Source organism: Rhodococcus sp. ZPP (assembly GCF_017656075.1).
In the GTDB taxonomy this organism is placed as follows: Bacteria; Actinomycetota; Actinomycetes; order Mycobacteriales; family Mycobacteriaceae; genus Rhodococcus_F; species Rhodococcus_F oxybenzonivorans.
The window spans coordinates 4,095,483-4,109,017 of record NZ_CP058638.1; the positions used below are offsets into that span (position 1 = coordinate 4,095,483).

Sequence of the window (13,535 nt, forward strand, 5' to 3'; positions counted from 1 at the left end):
GGTGTTTTCGCGGTGCCCCGTCACGAAGCGGCCGCCGGCGTGAACTGGACGGGCAGGTGTTTCAGGCCGTTGATGAAGTTGGATCGCAGTCGCTGGGCGGGCTCGGTCTGCTCCATGTCGGGCATACGACGCAGAATTTCGGCGAGCATCACCTTCATCTCGGCCCGTGCGAGGTTGGCGCCGAGACAGAAGTGGTGACCGCCGCCGCCGAACGCAACGTGGTGGTTGGGGGAGCGGTCGATGTCGAACGCATAGGGGTCATCGAATACCGCTTCGTCGCGATTGCCGGACATGTGCCAGATCACCACTCGATCACCCTCGGCGATCTCCACACCACCGAGCACGGTGTCGGTGGTCGCGGTGCGCCGGAACTGCATGACCGGGGTGGCCCAGCGCAGACCCTCCTCGATGAGGGAGTCGAGCTTGGCCGGATCGTCGAGCACCTTCCGGCGCTCGTCGGGGTGTTCCATCAGGGCCAACTGCGTGTGCGAGATGGCGTTGCGGGTGGTCTCGTTGCCGGCGACCGCGAGCAGCATGAAGAACATGTTGAAATCGAGTTCGCTGAGTTTCTCACCGTGGACATCGGCCTTGATCAACGCGGTCGCGATGTCGTCGCGCGGATGCTGCTGACGGTCCTCGAACATCGACTGGCTGTACGCGAACATCTGAGCGGCGGCGTCGCGCTCCTGACCTTCCTCACCGTGGAACTCCGGGTCGCTCGAACCGATCATCTGGTTGGTCAGGTCGAAGATGAGCTTACGATCCTCCTGCGGTACACCCAGGAAGTCGGCGATGGCCTGCAACGGAAGTTCTGACGCCACATCGACGACGAAGTCGCATTCGCCCCGTTCGATCACCGCATCGACGATCGTGGTGGCCCGGCGCGCGAGGATGTCGTGGAGTTCACCGATCCGCCGCGGTGTGAAGCCCTTGCTGACGATTTTGCGCAACGCCGTGTGGTCGGGCGGATCCATGTTCAGCATCATCAACTGCTGGCCGGCCAGATCTGCGGGGTCGAGGTCGTCGATGTAGGTGGCGCCTCGCCAGGACGAGTAGGTGGTGGCGTCCCGGTTCACGGCCACGATGTCTGCGTGGCGGGTGACGCACCAGAACGGCTGGCCGCTGTGGTCGTAATGCCGATAGATCGGTGCATCTCGGCGAAGCGCGGCGAACATCTCGTGCGGCACGCCGTTCACATACGTGTCTGGGTCGTATAGATCCACGTCGTCGAGCTGCACGGTACCTCCTGAGCCTCCCCATCGAGAATACGTTCTAGTTCGGGAGGATGGGGCGGCATGAGCGTACGCATGCAAGAACGACCCCGGAGATTGAAATCTGCGGGGTCGTTCTCTGTGGTAGCGGGGACAGGATTTGAACCTGCGACCTCTGGGTTATGAGCCCAGCGAGCTACCGAGCTGCTCCACCCCGCGTTGCATTTCCTACTGTACACGCTCTCCGGACCACCCTTGACCACCCACGGGGAGGGGTGGATCACAGCAGCCGAAACTGCACCATTTCGATGGCGTTCTCGATGGCTTCGGACACCACCCTGGTCCGTTCGTCGGCGCCGGCAGCGGCGAGAATTTCGAGGCGATCGGCGTCGCCCATCGGGATGTAGGTGGCCAGCTCGTAGAGCCGCGCCCCCAGGTCACCTCGGAAACCGCTGACCACGGGAACCTCGGGTGGGACGTTGTCGGTGGCGACCGCCAGCCGCCGCAACAGGCCGTACAGGAACTCGAGTCGCTCGACGAGGGCCGGAAATTCGTAGTCGGCGGTCTGTGTGCCGGTGTTCTCGTCTGGCCACAGATCGACCTCGGCGATCGGATAAGGATTGTCGGGCAGCCACTTCGACACCTTGATGCGATCTTCGGTCCGGCAGAACAGCTCGTAACGTCCGTCGCCGACAGCGGCATGGGATTCGATGCGGGCGATGGTCCCGACATCATGGCGGACGTCACCACCACCCACCTCGTGGCCGCGGGCGATCAGGACGACACCGAAGCGGGGGCCGTCAGGTGAGGCGAGGCAGTCGCGAACCAACTCCTGGTACCGCGGTTCGAAGACGTGCAACGGCAGCTGCTGGCCGGGCAGCATCGCCGATCCCAGCGGGAACATGGGGAGCAGTGGCATCAGGGGATTCGCAATCGGGGGACGGGCGTCGCCGGCAACGGGTCGACGCGATCGATCTCATCTATGAGGTGTTCGGACCACATCAGCAGTCCGGAGATGTCGAGGCCGTGCGGTGCCTCGACCTCGTAATGCCGGATACGGTCGTGACCTTGGCGCAGAAGTGAGCGGGCGCCGGTCTTGTTGCCGCGCATCAGATGCGTCAATCCGACGGCGAGCTGCGCGAGTCCTTGCCACAGTTCCCGCTCATCCTCGGGCGCGATCTTCCACGTGCCTTCCAGAACTTCATGGGCGTGGAAGGGCATGCCGTGGTCCAGTAGGCGTTGCGCTTCGGTGATCGACTCGTCGGGTGGTAACCGCAAGTCATCCGGGATTCGGGGCACACCCTCGGCGTCGTGCGGCAGCGGGCGGCCGAGTTCGTCGCGGGGGCGCGCATTGACGGGTTTGCCTGTTCCGTCCCTGTCCCGATCGGCCATGCGACCAGAGTAACGCTCAGCGCCGTCTCGGCGAAGGTGCGGCCAGGGCAGTGCCCAGACGTTTCCCGAGCTCTTCGTGGACGGTCTGAACGGTCGCCGATTGCAGATGGACGCGGTGATCCTGGTGGTAGAGGTATCGTCCGTCGGCTTCCACATCGATCCACGTCAGTTCACCGAGCACCGGCTCGTCGAGCTCCCGGCGTGGTCCCCGGATGCAGATGTATCCGATTCCCTTCCGTGGTCGAGTGACCAGTCGCCTCAGTAATGCGCCGTCCGAAGCCTGAGCATGCTGCAGCACCGAGGAGCGGTGGCCACCGGTATCGAGGTCGTCGGGGTGTGCCGTCAGCGAGGGGGTTCGTCCGGGTGCGCAGTCGGGAAGATCGAGCAGCAACCGGGTAGTGAGCCAGTCGAGATTTGCGCTGTCCGTGGCGGTGTTCAAGTCGAGTCGTATGTCTCCGCGCCCGGGAGAACCTCGCAACTGTTCGGCGACGACCGCAACCCGGCCACGGATGCTGCCCCTCCGCCGCACCCCAGAGTCGGCTTCGGCGGAGGGGACGACGACGGTAACCGACATATCGGGGTTCCGTAGGGCGGCTATCGCGGCGTCGAGCTCCGGCTCGCGGAGGGCGAGCCGCCACTCTTCCAGTTCGCGCTGTTGGCGGGCGTACCCGTCCGCGGTCGCAGCGGCCGAACGATACAACAACGGGTACGGCATTCTATCGAGATTCGTTGCCTCCCAGAGAGACATGAACTGCGCCGAGGACAGCTGCCAGTTCATGCGCCGATGACCGGTGGGGCTACGGGATCGAGTTTGCCGATCAATTCGTTGCCGTTGTCGACGTTGATCAGGTAGCTGGGGGTTTGGTGTTCGGTGTCACCATCACCGTTGCCGCCTACCCTTCCGGGGGCACCCATCATGCCTGGACCCATGCCCATTCCGGGTCGGCTCATGCTCGGCTTCACCGGTGTCGCGGCAGCTGCGGCGGCCGCCGCACCAGCTCCTGCCGCTGCACCACCAGGGGGTATCGGGCTTCCCGATACCACTGAGCTTCCCTGTGATTCGCTGTCCCGCTTGTCATTGCGCTTGCGGGTGCTCGATCCGCCAGCGCCACTGCCAGCACTACCCGCGCCGGAGCTGCTCGACCGCGAACCTCCGCCGTAGCCGCCGACACCGCCGGAACCTGCGGTACCACCCACACCTGAACCGGCCGCCCCGGCGTTCTGGCTGTTCGCGGCGGTAGTCGGGGCCGCAGTACCTGCTGATCCGGATCCAGTAACTCCGCCCTGTCCGGCCCCCTCGGCACTGGCGGCAGACGTGGCCGCCGGGTCATGGGCGTTGGGTTGTCCGTCCGTCGCGGCATCACCGTTCGCGGGGGAATCGCCGGTGCCGGACGCGAACCCCCCGTCGCCGTTCAGCACAGATCGGTCAGTCGCACCCGTCGAACCCGCGCCGTCCACGCCGAGGATTCGCGCACCGTCAGCAGCTGCGCCTGATGGGGAGTGCGGCGCAGGAAGCACCGGCACGTTCGTGCCTACGTCCTGATAGTTGGGGACGTAAATGTTCTGCAGCTTGCGTACAGCTTCTTCGCGCGCCGCTTCCCGTGCTTCTTCCTGGGTAGCCGCCACAGTTGGTGTCAACGGAAGAAGGCTGAGAGGTTGGTCGGACGTCGGTGCCGGAATCGAGTTCTTCACGTCCTGCGCGGCGCTGCTCAGAATGTCGAGCTTCACCCCTATTGCCTGCACGCCCGCGGTGAGTTTGTCGCTCGCGCCCGCGAGGGTCTCTGTCGCAGCAAGGGCGGCGTCGGCGGCTGCGCCCTCCCACTTCTCGGCAATCGTGCTTCTGAGAAGCGCAAAGCCGAACCCGATAGGCAGAGAGCTGACGATCGCGTGGCAAGCCTGCGCGAGATCGCCAATGACGCTCGGATCCATCTCCCTCGTCTTCGCGTACATCTCCGCGTGCTGCCAACCCTCGAAGCTCTCCATCATGGTGATGTACGGGGGATCGATCTCATCCGACCCAAGCTGATCCGCCGAATGCTGCAGCTTGGTGCGGTGCTCCGCCCCTGGACCCGACGGCAAGAGAACATCGAAAAGGGAAGCGAGCGGATCCTGCGGCGCCATCGGTCAGTCCCCCTTCGGGATGAACGGCTCAAAGATCCGGGCGGTGTCCTCGAGGCCTGTGCACCACCCGGATTCGGGTGTCGCACCGGGGTGATCTGAGAAGATACTCCGCGTGAAACCTAGTACGCCGTATGAGGTCTCGATGCTCAACTCGCAGTAATCGGTCACCGTACTGTCGAAGATTAGTAGCGCACTTCGGCCATTGATATCGATGGGTGCGGCGTGGCCACGCTTCTTCTCTTCTTCCTCGGCGAAGGTGATGTTGCCCGAGAGAACGTTCATGCCGTAGTAGAAGCCCTCAGGCTTGCGAAAGCTGTCATAGCTACAGCCCAAGAAGGTATACGAGTCAGGTGTGAAGTCGGCGTTCTTCTTACTTTTAGGGTCGTACCCGGCTGCGGTCAACGTCGCATCGGATAGATCTAGGCAGGGATCAAAGACGACCTGAGGCCTGTCGGACTGATCCACATGCCGGGGTACCCGCATCGTTGAAGTGGGCATATCGACCGGATCGGAATCGCCGCTCGCGGATTCGGTGCCACATCCGCCCAGCAGGACAGTGAGGGCCGCGGCTCCGCAGAGTGCCTTGCGTATCATTGGTCGGCTCCAGTTCGAATGCCTGCGAGCGCGAGACTGATCGCGCTATCCGTGTCGGCGAACGCTTCACCCCCCGCTGTGAATGTGTCACGCATCGTGAGGATGACATCGCGAAACTCCCTGAGGCGCTCACGGACCGAACCTGAGCCATCTCCACCGTTGAACTTCTCGTCGTAGCGAGCCTGAAGCTGTTGAGCGGAGTCGAATCCTCCGAAGCCCGAAACAAACCTCAACTGGTCGGCGTTCTTGATCGCCTGGTCCACCTGCGAGACCATTGCGTTGCAGATACCCACACATCTTTCGATCGCGTCATCTTCCAGACGCAGTGTGTTGCTCATTCCCCATCCCCCTGCTCGACTGGACCCCCACGGTCGCGTGCGGTGATGCTACCGCACACGTGTGTTGGGGTCGGATTGCAAATCTTGCTGATGTTCAGGCCGCGTGAAGGTAGTGGATGATGAGGCGCTCGACCGGTGAGGTGACCTCGGTTCCGCGGATTCGTAAGGGCCTGGGCAGTGGGGGTGCCGTTGACCTGTATCGGTGTCCTGTGGGCGTGCGCAGTTCGATTTCGTGTGCCTTGCCGGGTTGCTGGTGCGCACTGGCGTTCCACCCGACCCCCTGCTTGGCGTAGTTGCACGCAGCACAAAGCCCGGCACCGTTGTGTGCGGTGGTGGGGCCTCCGGTATGCCGGGACTGGATGTGGTCGTGGTGTCGTATCGGCGCGTCACACCATGGTGTTCGGCATGTTTTGTCGCGGAGATCGATCAGCCTGGCCAGGCCCGTCGGGAAGCACCGTGCCTGCGACTCCGTGGCGGTCAAGGCACCCGACTGCGGGTTGGCATACACCCGTCGCAACAAGGCTCCCGACTCGGACTCGGCGCTGGCGGCGTCCGAAACCCATTGCCTGGCAAGCGCTGCGGGAACAGGGCCGTACCCTTGCACGTGAGCGGGTTCGCATCCGCCACCGAGAAGGGCTTGGTCGGAGATAACCAGGTTCACTGTGATGACGGGCCGTTCGGCAGCGGCGGCGCTGCCGGTGACGCGGGAGACCAGGAGGTCGGCCATGATCTGCGACCTGGTTCGCGCATCGCCTGCGGCCAGGATCGCGTCGGCATCGCGGGCGAGGGTGGCATGTACGGCTACTCCCTGCGCCACTGGCAGGAGGGCGCTGACGTACGCCATGGTGTCGGGTGCCGGTCGTGAGGTGACCCGCCGATCGGAGACGGCCTTCCGCGCTCGACGAACTACCGCCTCCGCATCGATCCGCGCGGCGGCAGCCCGGACCTTGGCGCACACGGCCTGGTCGCCGAGTCCGTCGAGCGTCGAGGAATCGGCACAGAGTAGGAAGTCGAGGGCAGTGCGATCTTCCCGCGTGAGACAGGCGGTTTCGCGGACGAGGATGGTGGCCCGCCACTCACTGAGGATTCCCTGCTCGAGCAGTCTGAGGGTGCGAGGCATCTCGTGGACCAGCGCAGTGGCCATTCCGAGATGGCGCCCACCGCGAAAGGGGGAGTCGCGCCGCGCCAACGCCACCTGGTTGGCGATGCCCCGCCCTTGCTGATTTCTGGGCACGCCCTGATCGGCGCGAGACGCGCGAATGGAGGCATCGAGGTCGGCCGTCACCCGGGCCTGTGCCCCCGCGCATGCGGCCTTCAGTTCTTCTAATGTGCGGAGTACGTCGATTCGCGCAGCATCATCGATATCGCTGCCCAGATCCGGCAACTCGGCCAGAAATGTAGACACTGCTGCTGAATCCACCGAAAGCCCCCACCGTCGAATCCCCCGAATCGAACCTATGTTCGATATTACTCGCCGGGCGAGGCAACGGCAAGAGTCAGTTCACTCCCACCATGCGCATGGCAAGGTCTGCGTAGAGGTCGGCTACTACGTGGGGTTCGGTATAGGCGCCGGCCGGAAACCATCGGCAGATGTCGACGCACAGGGACATGAGGGCGAGGGTGACGCCTTCGCCGTCCGGAACGGTGAACTCACCGGTGGCGGCACCGGCATCGACGACGGCCCGGACGATGCGGGTGATGTCGCGCCGAAGCTTGACGACGTCGCGATAGTGCTCGGGGGTGAGTGCGTTGAGTTCGTACTGGACGACACGTGCCTGGGCGTGATGGGTGGCCTGCCAGCTGGCGAAGGCTCCGATCAGCGCCTTCAGTCGGGTCGACGGCGGCTCGTCCGGTAGATCGGCGCCGGTCACGACGTCGAGGGCCGCGGTGTGTCCCTCGTAGCTGATGGCGAAGAGTAGTTCTTCTTTGGACCGGTAGTGCGGGTACATGGCTGCCGGGCTCATGTCGAGCCGGGCCGCGATCTCGCGGGTGGTGGTTCCGCCGTACCCATTGGTGGCGAAGGCGTCGACAGCAGCAGCGCGGATGCGCGCGGCAGCCTTGGAGGGGCTGATCACCTGACTCGGTGATTCGCTCATGACTCTCTCCATCCTCGGCTCTGCGGCGGTTGACAATACCGTGTCGCAGTATCACTATAAGCAAGCGCTTAGAAAATAAGCAGACGCTTACATGCCCGAAGCGTCCACACAGCGAAAAGTTCGAACCCAGAAGGATTGGTCATGCGACGCACCCTGTACGGCCCCGATCACGAGGCGTTCCGCGAGTCCGCCCGCGAGTTCGTGAACCGCAACATCATGCCGGTGGCAGACAAGCTCATCGAGCAGCGCTTCATCGACCGCGAAATCTGGCTCGAGGCCGGCCGTAACGGCCTCCTGGGACTCGAAGTACCCGAGGCCTACGGCGGAAGCGAAGCCGGCGACTACCGGTTCAACGCTGTTCTCGCCGAGGAGCTCTCACGTGCGAGTGCTGCTGTGTCGTCGAGCTTCGGGATTCACGCCGACGTCGTCGCGCCCTACCTTGTTCAGCTCACCACGGAGGAGCAGAAGCAGCGCTGGCTGCCGAAGTTCTGCACCGGCGAGCTGCTCACCGCAATCGGGATGACCGAGCCGTCCGGCGGTTCGGACCTGGCTGCGCTGAAGACCACCGCGGTCAAGGACGGTGACGACTGGATCATCAACGGTTCCAAGACCTTCATCACCAACGGCTACAACGCCGACCTGGTGATCGTCGCGGCACGCACGAGCCCGGAGAAGAAGTCCAAGGGGATCACCCTGTTCGCGGTCGAGACCGGGATGGCGGGCTTCGAGCGCGGCCGCAAGCTCGACAAGGTCGGCCAGCACGAGGCCGACACGGCGGAACTGTTCTTCGAGAACGTTCGGGTGCCGACCACCAACATCATCGGCGAGATCGACCGCGGCTTCATCCACATGATGGAGATGCTTCCCCAGGAACGCGTCGGTGCCGCCGTCTCGAACATTGCGCACGCAGCGCCGATCCTCGAGGAGACGATCCAGTACGCCAAGGAGCGCAAGGCGTTCGGTCAGTCCATCGGATCGTTGCAGTGGAACAAGTTCCTTCTTGCAGATCTGGTGACGCGCGTCGAGGTGACCCAGGCTTTCGTCGACAACTGCGTCGCCGCCCATGCCGCCGGTGAGCTGACTGCCGTAGACGCGGCCAAGGCGAAGTGGTGGACTGCACAGGTGCAGAACGAGGTCCTCGACCACTGTGTCCAGCTCCATGGGGGATACGGCTTCATGACGGAATACCGCGCCGCTCGCGCGTGGATGGATGCGCGTGTCACCAAGATCTGGGCCGGTTCCAACGAGATCATGAAGGAACTGATCGGCCGCGACCTCGGCCTCTGAGCCCGTACCCCGTACCCCGTAGCCCGACGACAAAGGAGTCGCTTCGTATGTCCGTTCTCGACAAGTTCAGCTTGACCGACCGGGTGGTCGTCGTGACCGGTGCGTCTTCGGGTCTCGGGGTTGCGTTTGCACAGGCTGCGGCGGAGGCGGGCGCCGATGTGGTGCTCGCCGCCCGGCGCACGGACCGTCTCGAGAAGACTGCGGAGCTGGTACGGGCTGCGGGGAGGACGCCGCTCAGTGTGGCGACGGACATCGCGGACCCGGCGCAAGCGGAGAACATGATCGACAAGGCCATGGAGCAGTTCGGTCGAGTCGACGTGCTCATCAACAACGCAGGCGTCGGTACCGCCGTGCCCGCGACGAGGGAAACCCCCGAGCAGTTCCGGCAGGTCGTCGACATCAACCTGAACGGGTCCTATTGGGCGGCTCAGGCGGCCGGCAAGGTGATGAAGCCCGGCAGTGCCATCGTCAACATTGCGAGCGTGCTGGGGTTGACCACCGCGGGACTACCCCAGGCCGCGTACGCCGCGAGCAAGGCCGGGGTCATCGGTTTGACCCGAGACCTCGCGCAGCAGTGGGGTGCCCGCAAGGGGATCCGCGTCAACGCGATCGCCCCCGGATTTTTCGAGACGGAGATGACAGACCAGTACCAGGACGGGTACCTCGAATCGATGCGGCCGCGGCTGGTGCTCGGCCGGCTCGGTGACCCACAGGAGCTGGCTGCGACCGTCGTCTGGCTGGCGTCGGACGCTGCCGCGTACGTCACGGGACAGACGATCGCGGTGGACGGCGGCATCACGATCACCTGACCGTCGGATTGGGCGGGGTCGGTGCGCTGGCGTATAAGTAGGAAATGACCACGCGCACCGCCCACGAAGACTGGGACGATCAACCCGCCCCGTCGATGGCGGCCACCGCTCTGCTGCGGGAGCCGCCCGCGACCCCTCGGGGGGCACGTACTCGTGCGGCTCTGGTGGCGGCAGCGCGCACGGTGTTCGAGCGGTCCGGGTACCTCGACGCGCGGCTCACCGACATCACCAAGGAAGCTCAGTGCTCGACGGGGTCTTTCTACACCTACTTCGACAACAAGGAGCAGGTGTTCGCCGCTGTCCTGGAGGCGGCGCAGGAAGACATGATGCACCCGGGAATGAAGCGGGTGCAGGACACCGATGATCCGTACGCGGTGCTCGAGGCCAGTAACCGCGCGTACCTCGAGGCTTATCGTCGCAATGCCAAGCTGATGGGGCTTCTCGAGCAGGTAGCCCATATCGACCCGGCATTCGCGGACCTGCGCCGGCAGCGTGCCGACGCCTTCATTGCCCGCAATGCCCGGGGCATCGCCGAACTACAGGCGCGCGGAATTGCCGACACCAAGCTGGATCCGATGCTGGCGTCGCGGGCGCTGTCCGGGATGGTCAGCCGCCTGGCCTACAGCGCCTTCGTGGCGAACGAGCACGGCTCGGGAGGCACCCCCATCGAATTCGACGACGTCGTGTTCACCACTACCCGAATCTGGGCGAACGGCCTGCGGTTTCCCGATCGGGACTGAAGACAGTGGCTCGGTGACGGCAACACCAGGTCCGCATACCTGAATCCGACACCGGATTCAGGTATCTTCTGTGGAAGACTGGGGCTCATCAGCGTGTCCCCCGAGGGAGGAATCTCGTGCAGATCGCGCAGAAAGTTGCCATCGTCACCGGAGGTGGAGGCGGAATCGGTGGTGCTCTGGCGGAGCGGCTGGCCGCGGAAGGCGCCCGCGTGGTCGTATCCGACCTCGACGCAGCGTCGGCGCAGTCCGTCGTCGATCGGATCACCGCCGCCAGTCCGGGTGCAGCTATCGCGGTGGGAGCGGACGCATCGGACACGACGCAGATCGCATCGCTCATCTCGGCAGCGGAAAGCGAATTCGGTCCCGTCGACCTCTACTTCGCCAATGCAGGTGTGGCGGCAGGCAGCGACCTCGAATTCGACGACGCAGTGTGGGACCTCGCGCTGGACGTCAACGTTCGCGCGCACATTCGGGCCGCGCGTCTGCTGGTACCGGGCTGGGTTGAGCGCGGCGAAGGATACTTCGTCAGTACGGCCTCGGCGGCCGGACTCCTGACGCAGATCGGCTCGGCGCCCTATTCGGTGAGCAAACATGCGGCCGTGGGCTTCGCCGAGTGGCTGTCCGTCACATACGGCGATCAAGGTGTGCGCGTCAGTTGCCTGTGCCCGATGGGTGTCAACACCAAGCTGTTGACGGACGACGCTGCGTTGTCGGCCACGGCTGCACGCGCAGTCACCACGGCCGGAGCGGTACTCGAACCGGCCGACGTGGCCGAATGTGCTCTCGCAGCAATCGAAGCGGAGCAGTTCCTGATCCTTCCGCACCCCGAGGTGCTGGAGATGTATCGACACAAGGGCGCCGACTACGACCGATGGATCCGGGGAATGCGCCGCTATCAGGCCGCACTACTCGGCCAGACTTCCTGACCCACCTCCACGAGGAGTTCGCATGTCTGTGTTCGACGTATCCGACCGCGCGAAGAAGTACCAGACCGATCTACTGGAGTTCATGGACTCGCACGTGTATCCCGCGGAGAGGGTGTACGACGAGCAGATGCGCGACGCGGGTGATCCGCATTTCCAGCCGCCGATCCTCGAGGAGTTGAAGGCGGAGGCGCGTAGCCGGGGTTTGTGGAATCTGTTTCATCCGCATCCGGAGTGGGGGCCGGGCCTGACGAACCTCGAGTATGCGCCGTTGGCAGAGATCATGGGCCGCAGCCACCTCGCGTCCGAGGCGTGTAACTGCAACGCCCCGGACACCGGGAACATGGAAGTGCTCACGCTGTTCGGCACCGACGAGCACAAGGAGAAGTACCTGAAGCCGTTGCTGGACGGGACGATGGCGTCCGCGTTCGCGATGACGGAGCCCGCGGTGGCGAGTTCGGATGCGACGAACATCGAGATGTCGATGGTCCGCGACGGTGACGACTACGTGCTCAACGGCCGGAAGTGGTTCGCGTCCAATGCCTTGCATCGAAACTGCAAGGTAACGATCGTGATGGGTAAGACCGATCCGTCGGCGGCGCCGCACCGGCAGCAGTCGATGATGGTGGTTCCGATCGATGCCCCCGGTGTCACGGTGATGCGGGGCCTGCCGGTGTTCGGATATCAGGACCGGGAGGGGCACGCGGAAATCGACTTCGCCGACGTGCGGGTTCCGGCCAAGGACATGCTGAAAGGTGAGGGGGAGGGTTTCGCGATCGCCCAGGCCCGGTTGGGCCCGGGACGCATTCACCACTGCATGCGGGCGATCGGGATGGCCGAGCGGGCGCTCGAGTTGATGTGCCGGCGGGCGTCGTCGCGGGTGACTTTCGGGAAACCGGTCAGCGAAAACGCCAATATTCAGGACTGGATCGCCGAGGCCCGGATCGAGATCGAGATGGTGCGCCTGTTGACGCTGAAGGCGGCCTACCTGATGGACACCGTCGGGAACAAGGAGGCGCGCACGGAGATCGCGGCGATCAAGGTGGCGGCCCCGAATATTGCGCTGAAGATCATCGATCGGTCGATCCAGGTGCACGGCGGCGCCGGTGTCACCGACGACTTCCCGTTGGCGATGATGTATGCCCATATGCGGACGCTGCGCCTCGCGGACGGTCCGGACGAAGTGCACAAACTTTCCATCGCAAGACGAGAACTGCGCAAATACCGTTCGACAACCGACGACAACCACCATGGAGGAAACAAGTGAGCCAGGACCGTAGAACCGCCATCGTCACCGGATCGGCCCGCGGTATCGGCGCCGCCGTCGCACAGCGGCTGGCGAGCGACGGACATGCAGTCGCCGTCCTCGACCTCGACGAGTCCGCCTGTGCCGGGACGGTCGACGCGATCACGTCGGCCGGCGGCGAGGCCCTCGCCGTGGGTGCCAATGTGGCGGACGAGGCCTCGGTCACGGCGGCTGTCGAGCGCGTGGCATCCGAATTGGGCGCACCGACGATCCTGATCAACAACGCCGGGATCACCCGCGACAACCTGCTGTTCAAGATGTCGGTCGACGACTGGGACGCCGTGATGAACGTGCATCTGCGTGGAGCCTTCCTGATGTCACGTGCCGTCCAGAAATACATGGTCGACGCCAAGTTCGGCCGCATCGTCAACCTGTCCAGCACGTCGGCGCTCGGCAACCGCGGCCAGGCCAACTACTCGGCCGCCAAGGCAGGCATGCAGGGCTTCACCAAGACGCTGGCGTTCGAGCTCGGCAAATTCGGCGTCACCGCGAACGCGATTGCGCCCGGATTCATCGAGACGGAGATGACTGCCGCCACGGCCGAGCGCGTCGGTATGAGCTTCGAGGATTTCAAAGCGGCCGCGGCGTCACAGATTCCTGTCGCTCGTGTCGGTCAGCCCGAGGACATCGCCCACACCGCGTCGTTCTTCGCGAGTGAAGGCGCCGGATTCGTCTCCGGGCAGGTCGTCTACGTCGCCGGCGGACCGAAGGACTGATC

At 64.4% G+C, this 13,535-nt stretch carries 15 protein-coding genes and 1 tRNA gene; 6 read left to right on the forward strand and 10 right to left on the reverse strand.

Annotated features, from left to right (window positions below):
* Nucleotides 1–20: 20 nt before the first annotated feature.
* From HYG77_RS19400 to HYG77_RS19445, 10 genes are all read right to left on the reverse strand, one after another.
* Nucleotides 21–1,238: a cytochrome P450 gene (locus HYG77_RS19400; RefSeq protein ID WP_109333793.1), complete on the reverse strand. Its 1,218-nt coding sequence runs from the start codon at nucleotides 1,236–1,238 to the stop codon at nucleotides 21–23.
* Nucleotides 1,239–1,353: 115 nt separating this feature from the next.
* Nucleotides 1,354–1,430 (reverse strand) — tRNA-Met (locus HYG77_RS19405).
* A 61-nt stretch (nucleotides 1,431–1,491) separates the two neighbouring features.
* Nucleotides 1,492–2,130: an LON peptidase substrate-binding domain-containing protein gene (locus HYG77_RS19410; protein ID WP_109333791.1), complete on the reverse strand. Its 639-nt coding sequence runs from the start codon at nucleotides 2,128–2,130 to the stop codon at nucleotides 1,492–1,494.
* Complete coding sequence (locus HYG77_RS19415; RefSeq protein ID WP_109333790.1) at nucleotides 2,130–2,603, reverse strand: DUF309 domain-containing protein; 474 nt, start codon at nucleotides 2,601–2,603, stop codon at nucleotides 2,130–2,132. The genes HYG77_RS19410 and HYG77_RS19415 overlap by 1 nt, the downstream gene beginning before the upstream one ends.
* Before the next feature lie 16 nt (nucleotides 2,604–2,619).
* A complete protein-coding gene (locus HYG77_RS19420; protein WP_208960282.1) occupies nucleotides 2,620–3,381 on the reverse strand; it encodes an ESX secretion-associated protein EspG in 762 nt (253 codons plus the stop codon).
* Nucleotides 3,378–4,724, reverse strand: a complete 1,347-nt coding sequence (locus HYG77_RS19425; protein WP_208960283.1) for a hypothetical protein — start codon at nucleotides 4,722–4,724, stop codon at nucleotides 3,378–3,380. The genes HYG77_RS19420 and HYG77_RS19425 overlap by 4 nt, the downstream gene beginning before the upstream one ends.
* 3 nt (nucleotides 4,725–4,727) lie before the next feature.
* The gene (locus tag HYG77_RS19430; protein WP_109333784.1) at nucleotides 4,728–5,318 is read right to left on the reverse strand and encodes a DUF3558 domain-containing protein; all 591 of its coding nucleotides are present in this window, start codon (nucleotides 5,316–5,318) and stop codon (nucleotides 4,728–4,730) included.
* Nucleotides 5,315–5,656, reverse strand: a complete 342-nt coding sequence (locus HYG77_RS19435; protein WP_109333782.1) for a hypothetical protein — start codon at nucleotides 5,654–5,656, stop codon at nucleotides 5,315–5,317. The genes HYG77_RS19430 and HYG77_RS19435 overlap by 4 nt, the downstream gene beginning before the upstream one ends.
* 94 nt (nucleotides 5,657–5,750) lie before the next feature.
* The gene (locus HYG77_RS19440; RefSeq protein WP_244372950.1) at nucleotides 5,751–7,061 is read right to left on the reverse strand and encodes an HNH endonuclease signature motif containing protein; all 1,311 of its coding nucleotides are present in this window, start codon (nucleotides 7,059–7,061) and stop codon (nucleotides 5,751–5,753) included.
* A 91-nt stretch (nucleotides 7,062–7,152) separates the two neighbouring features.
* Nucleotides 7,153–7,752: a TetR/AcrR family transcriptional regulator gene (locus HYG77_RS19445; RefSeq protein WP_208960285.1), complete on the reverse strand. Its 600-nt coding sequence runs from the start codon at nucleotides 7,750–7,752 to the stop codon at nucleotides 7,153–7,155.
* 141 nt (nucleotides 7,753–7,893) lie between these two features.
* Here HYG77_RS19445 and HYG77_RS19450 point away from each other — a divergent pair, with 141 nt between their 5' ends.
* The 6 genes from HYG77_RS19450 (at nucleotide 7,894) to fabG (ending at nucleotide 13,533) form a co-directional block, all read left to right on the forward strand.
* Nucleotides 7,894–9,039 carry an acyl-CoA dehydrogenase family protein gene (locus tag HYG77_RS19450; protein ID WP_208960286.1) on the forward strand — a complete coding sequence of 382 codons (1,146 nt, stop codon included), beginning with the start codon at nucleotides 7,894–7,896 and terminating at the stop codon, nucleotides 9,037–9,039.
* A 47-nt stretch (nucleotides 9,040–9,086) separates the two neighbouring features.
* On the forward strand, nucleotides 9,087–9,848 hold the full coding sequence (locus tag HYG77_RS19455) for a glucose 1-dehydrogenase (RefSeq protein ID WP_208960287.1): 762 nt from the start codon (nucleotides 9,087–9,089) through the stop codon (nucleotides 9,846–9,848).
* Between the two features lie 44 nt (nucleotides 9,849–9,892).
* Nucleotides 9,893–10,588 carry a TetR/AcrR family transcriptional regulator gene (locus HYG77_RS19460; RefSeq protein ID WP_109333772.1) on the forward strand — a complete coding sequence of 232 codons (696 nt, stop codon included), beginning with the start codon at nucleotides 9,893–9,895 and terminating at the stop codon, nucleotides 10,586–10,588.
* A gap of 116 nt (nucleotides 10,589–10,704) precedes the next feature.
* Entirely contained in the window at nucleotides 10,705–11,514 is an 810-nt protein-coding gene (locus HYG77_RS19465; RefSeq protein ID WP_208960288.1) for an SDR family oxidoreductase, read from the forward strand.
* A 22-nt stretch (nucleotides 11,515–11,536) separates the two neighbouring features.
* On the forward strand, nucleotides 11,537–12,778 hold the full coding sequence (locus HYG77_RS19470; protein ID WP_208960289.1) for an acyl-CoA dehydrogenase family protein: 1,242 nt from the start codon (nucleotides 11,537–11,539) through the stop codon (nucleotides 12,776–12,778).
* Nucleotides 12,775–13,533: a 3-oxoacyl-ACP reductase FabG gene (fabG, locus tag HYG77_RS19475; RefSeq protein WP_109333766.1), complete on the forward strand. Its 759-nt coding sequence runs from the start codon at nucleotides 12,775–12,777 to the stop codon at nucleotides 13,531–13,533. Before HYG77_RS19470 ends, fabG begins: the two co-directional genes overlap by 4 nt.
* The last annotated feature ends 2 nt before the right edge of the window (nucleotides 13,534–13,535 follow it).

What these genes read in the sequence shown, in the direction of transcription:
- HYG77_RS19450 (WP_208960286.1), top strand. Translation starts at nt 7,894, where the DNA reads ATGCGACGCACCCTGTACGGCCCCGATCACGAGGCGTTCCGCGAGTCC.
- HYG77_RS19445 (WP_208960285.1), bottom strand. Translation starts at nt 7,752, where the DNA reads ATGAGCGAATCACCGAGTCAGGTGATCAGCCCCTCCAAGGCTGCCGCG.
- HYG77_RS19470 (WP_208960289.1), top strand. Translation starts at nt 11,537, where the DNA reads ATGTCTGTGTTCGACGTATCCGACCGCGCGAAGAAGTACCAGACCGAT.
- HYG77_RS19410 (WP_109333791.1), bottom strand. Translation starts at nt 2,130, where the DNA reads ATGCCACTGCTCCCCATGTTCCCGCTGGGATCGGCGATGCTGCCCGGC.
- HYG77_RS19415 (WP_109333790.1), bottom strand. Translation starts at nt 2,603, where the DNA reads ATGGCCGATCGGGACAGGGACGGAACAGGCAAACCCGTCAATGCGCGC.
- HYG77_RS19460 (WP_109333772.1), top strand. Translation starts at nt 9,893, where the DNA reads ATGACCACGCGCACCGCCCACGAAGACTGGGACGATCAACCCGCCCCG.
- HYG77_RS19420 (WP_208960282.1), bottom strand. Translation starts at nt 3,381, where the DNA reads ATGAACTGGCAGCTGTCCTCGGCGCAGTTCATGTCTCTCTGGGAGGCA.
- HYG77_RS19430 (WP_109333784.1), bottom strand. Translation starts at nt 5,318, where the DNA reads ATGATACGCAAGGCACTCTGCGGAGCCGCGGCCCTCACTGTCCTGCTG.
- HYG77_RS19435 (WP_109333782.1), bottom strand. Translation starts at nt 5,656, where the DNA reads ATGAGCAACACACTGCGTCTGGAAGATGACGCGATCGAAAGATGTGTG.
- HYG77_RS19455 (WP_208960287.1), top strand. Translation starts at nt 9,087, where the DNA reads ATGTCCGTTCTCGACAAGTTCAGCTTGACCGACCGGGTGGTCGTCGTG.
- HYG77_RS19425 (WP_208960283.1), bottom strand. Translation starts at nt 4,724, where the DNA reads ATGGCGCCGCAGGATCCGCTCGCTTCCCTTTTCGATGTTCTCTTGCCG.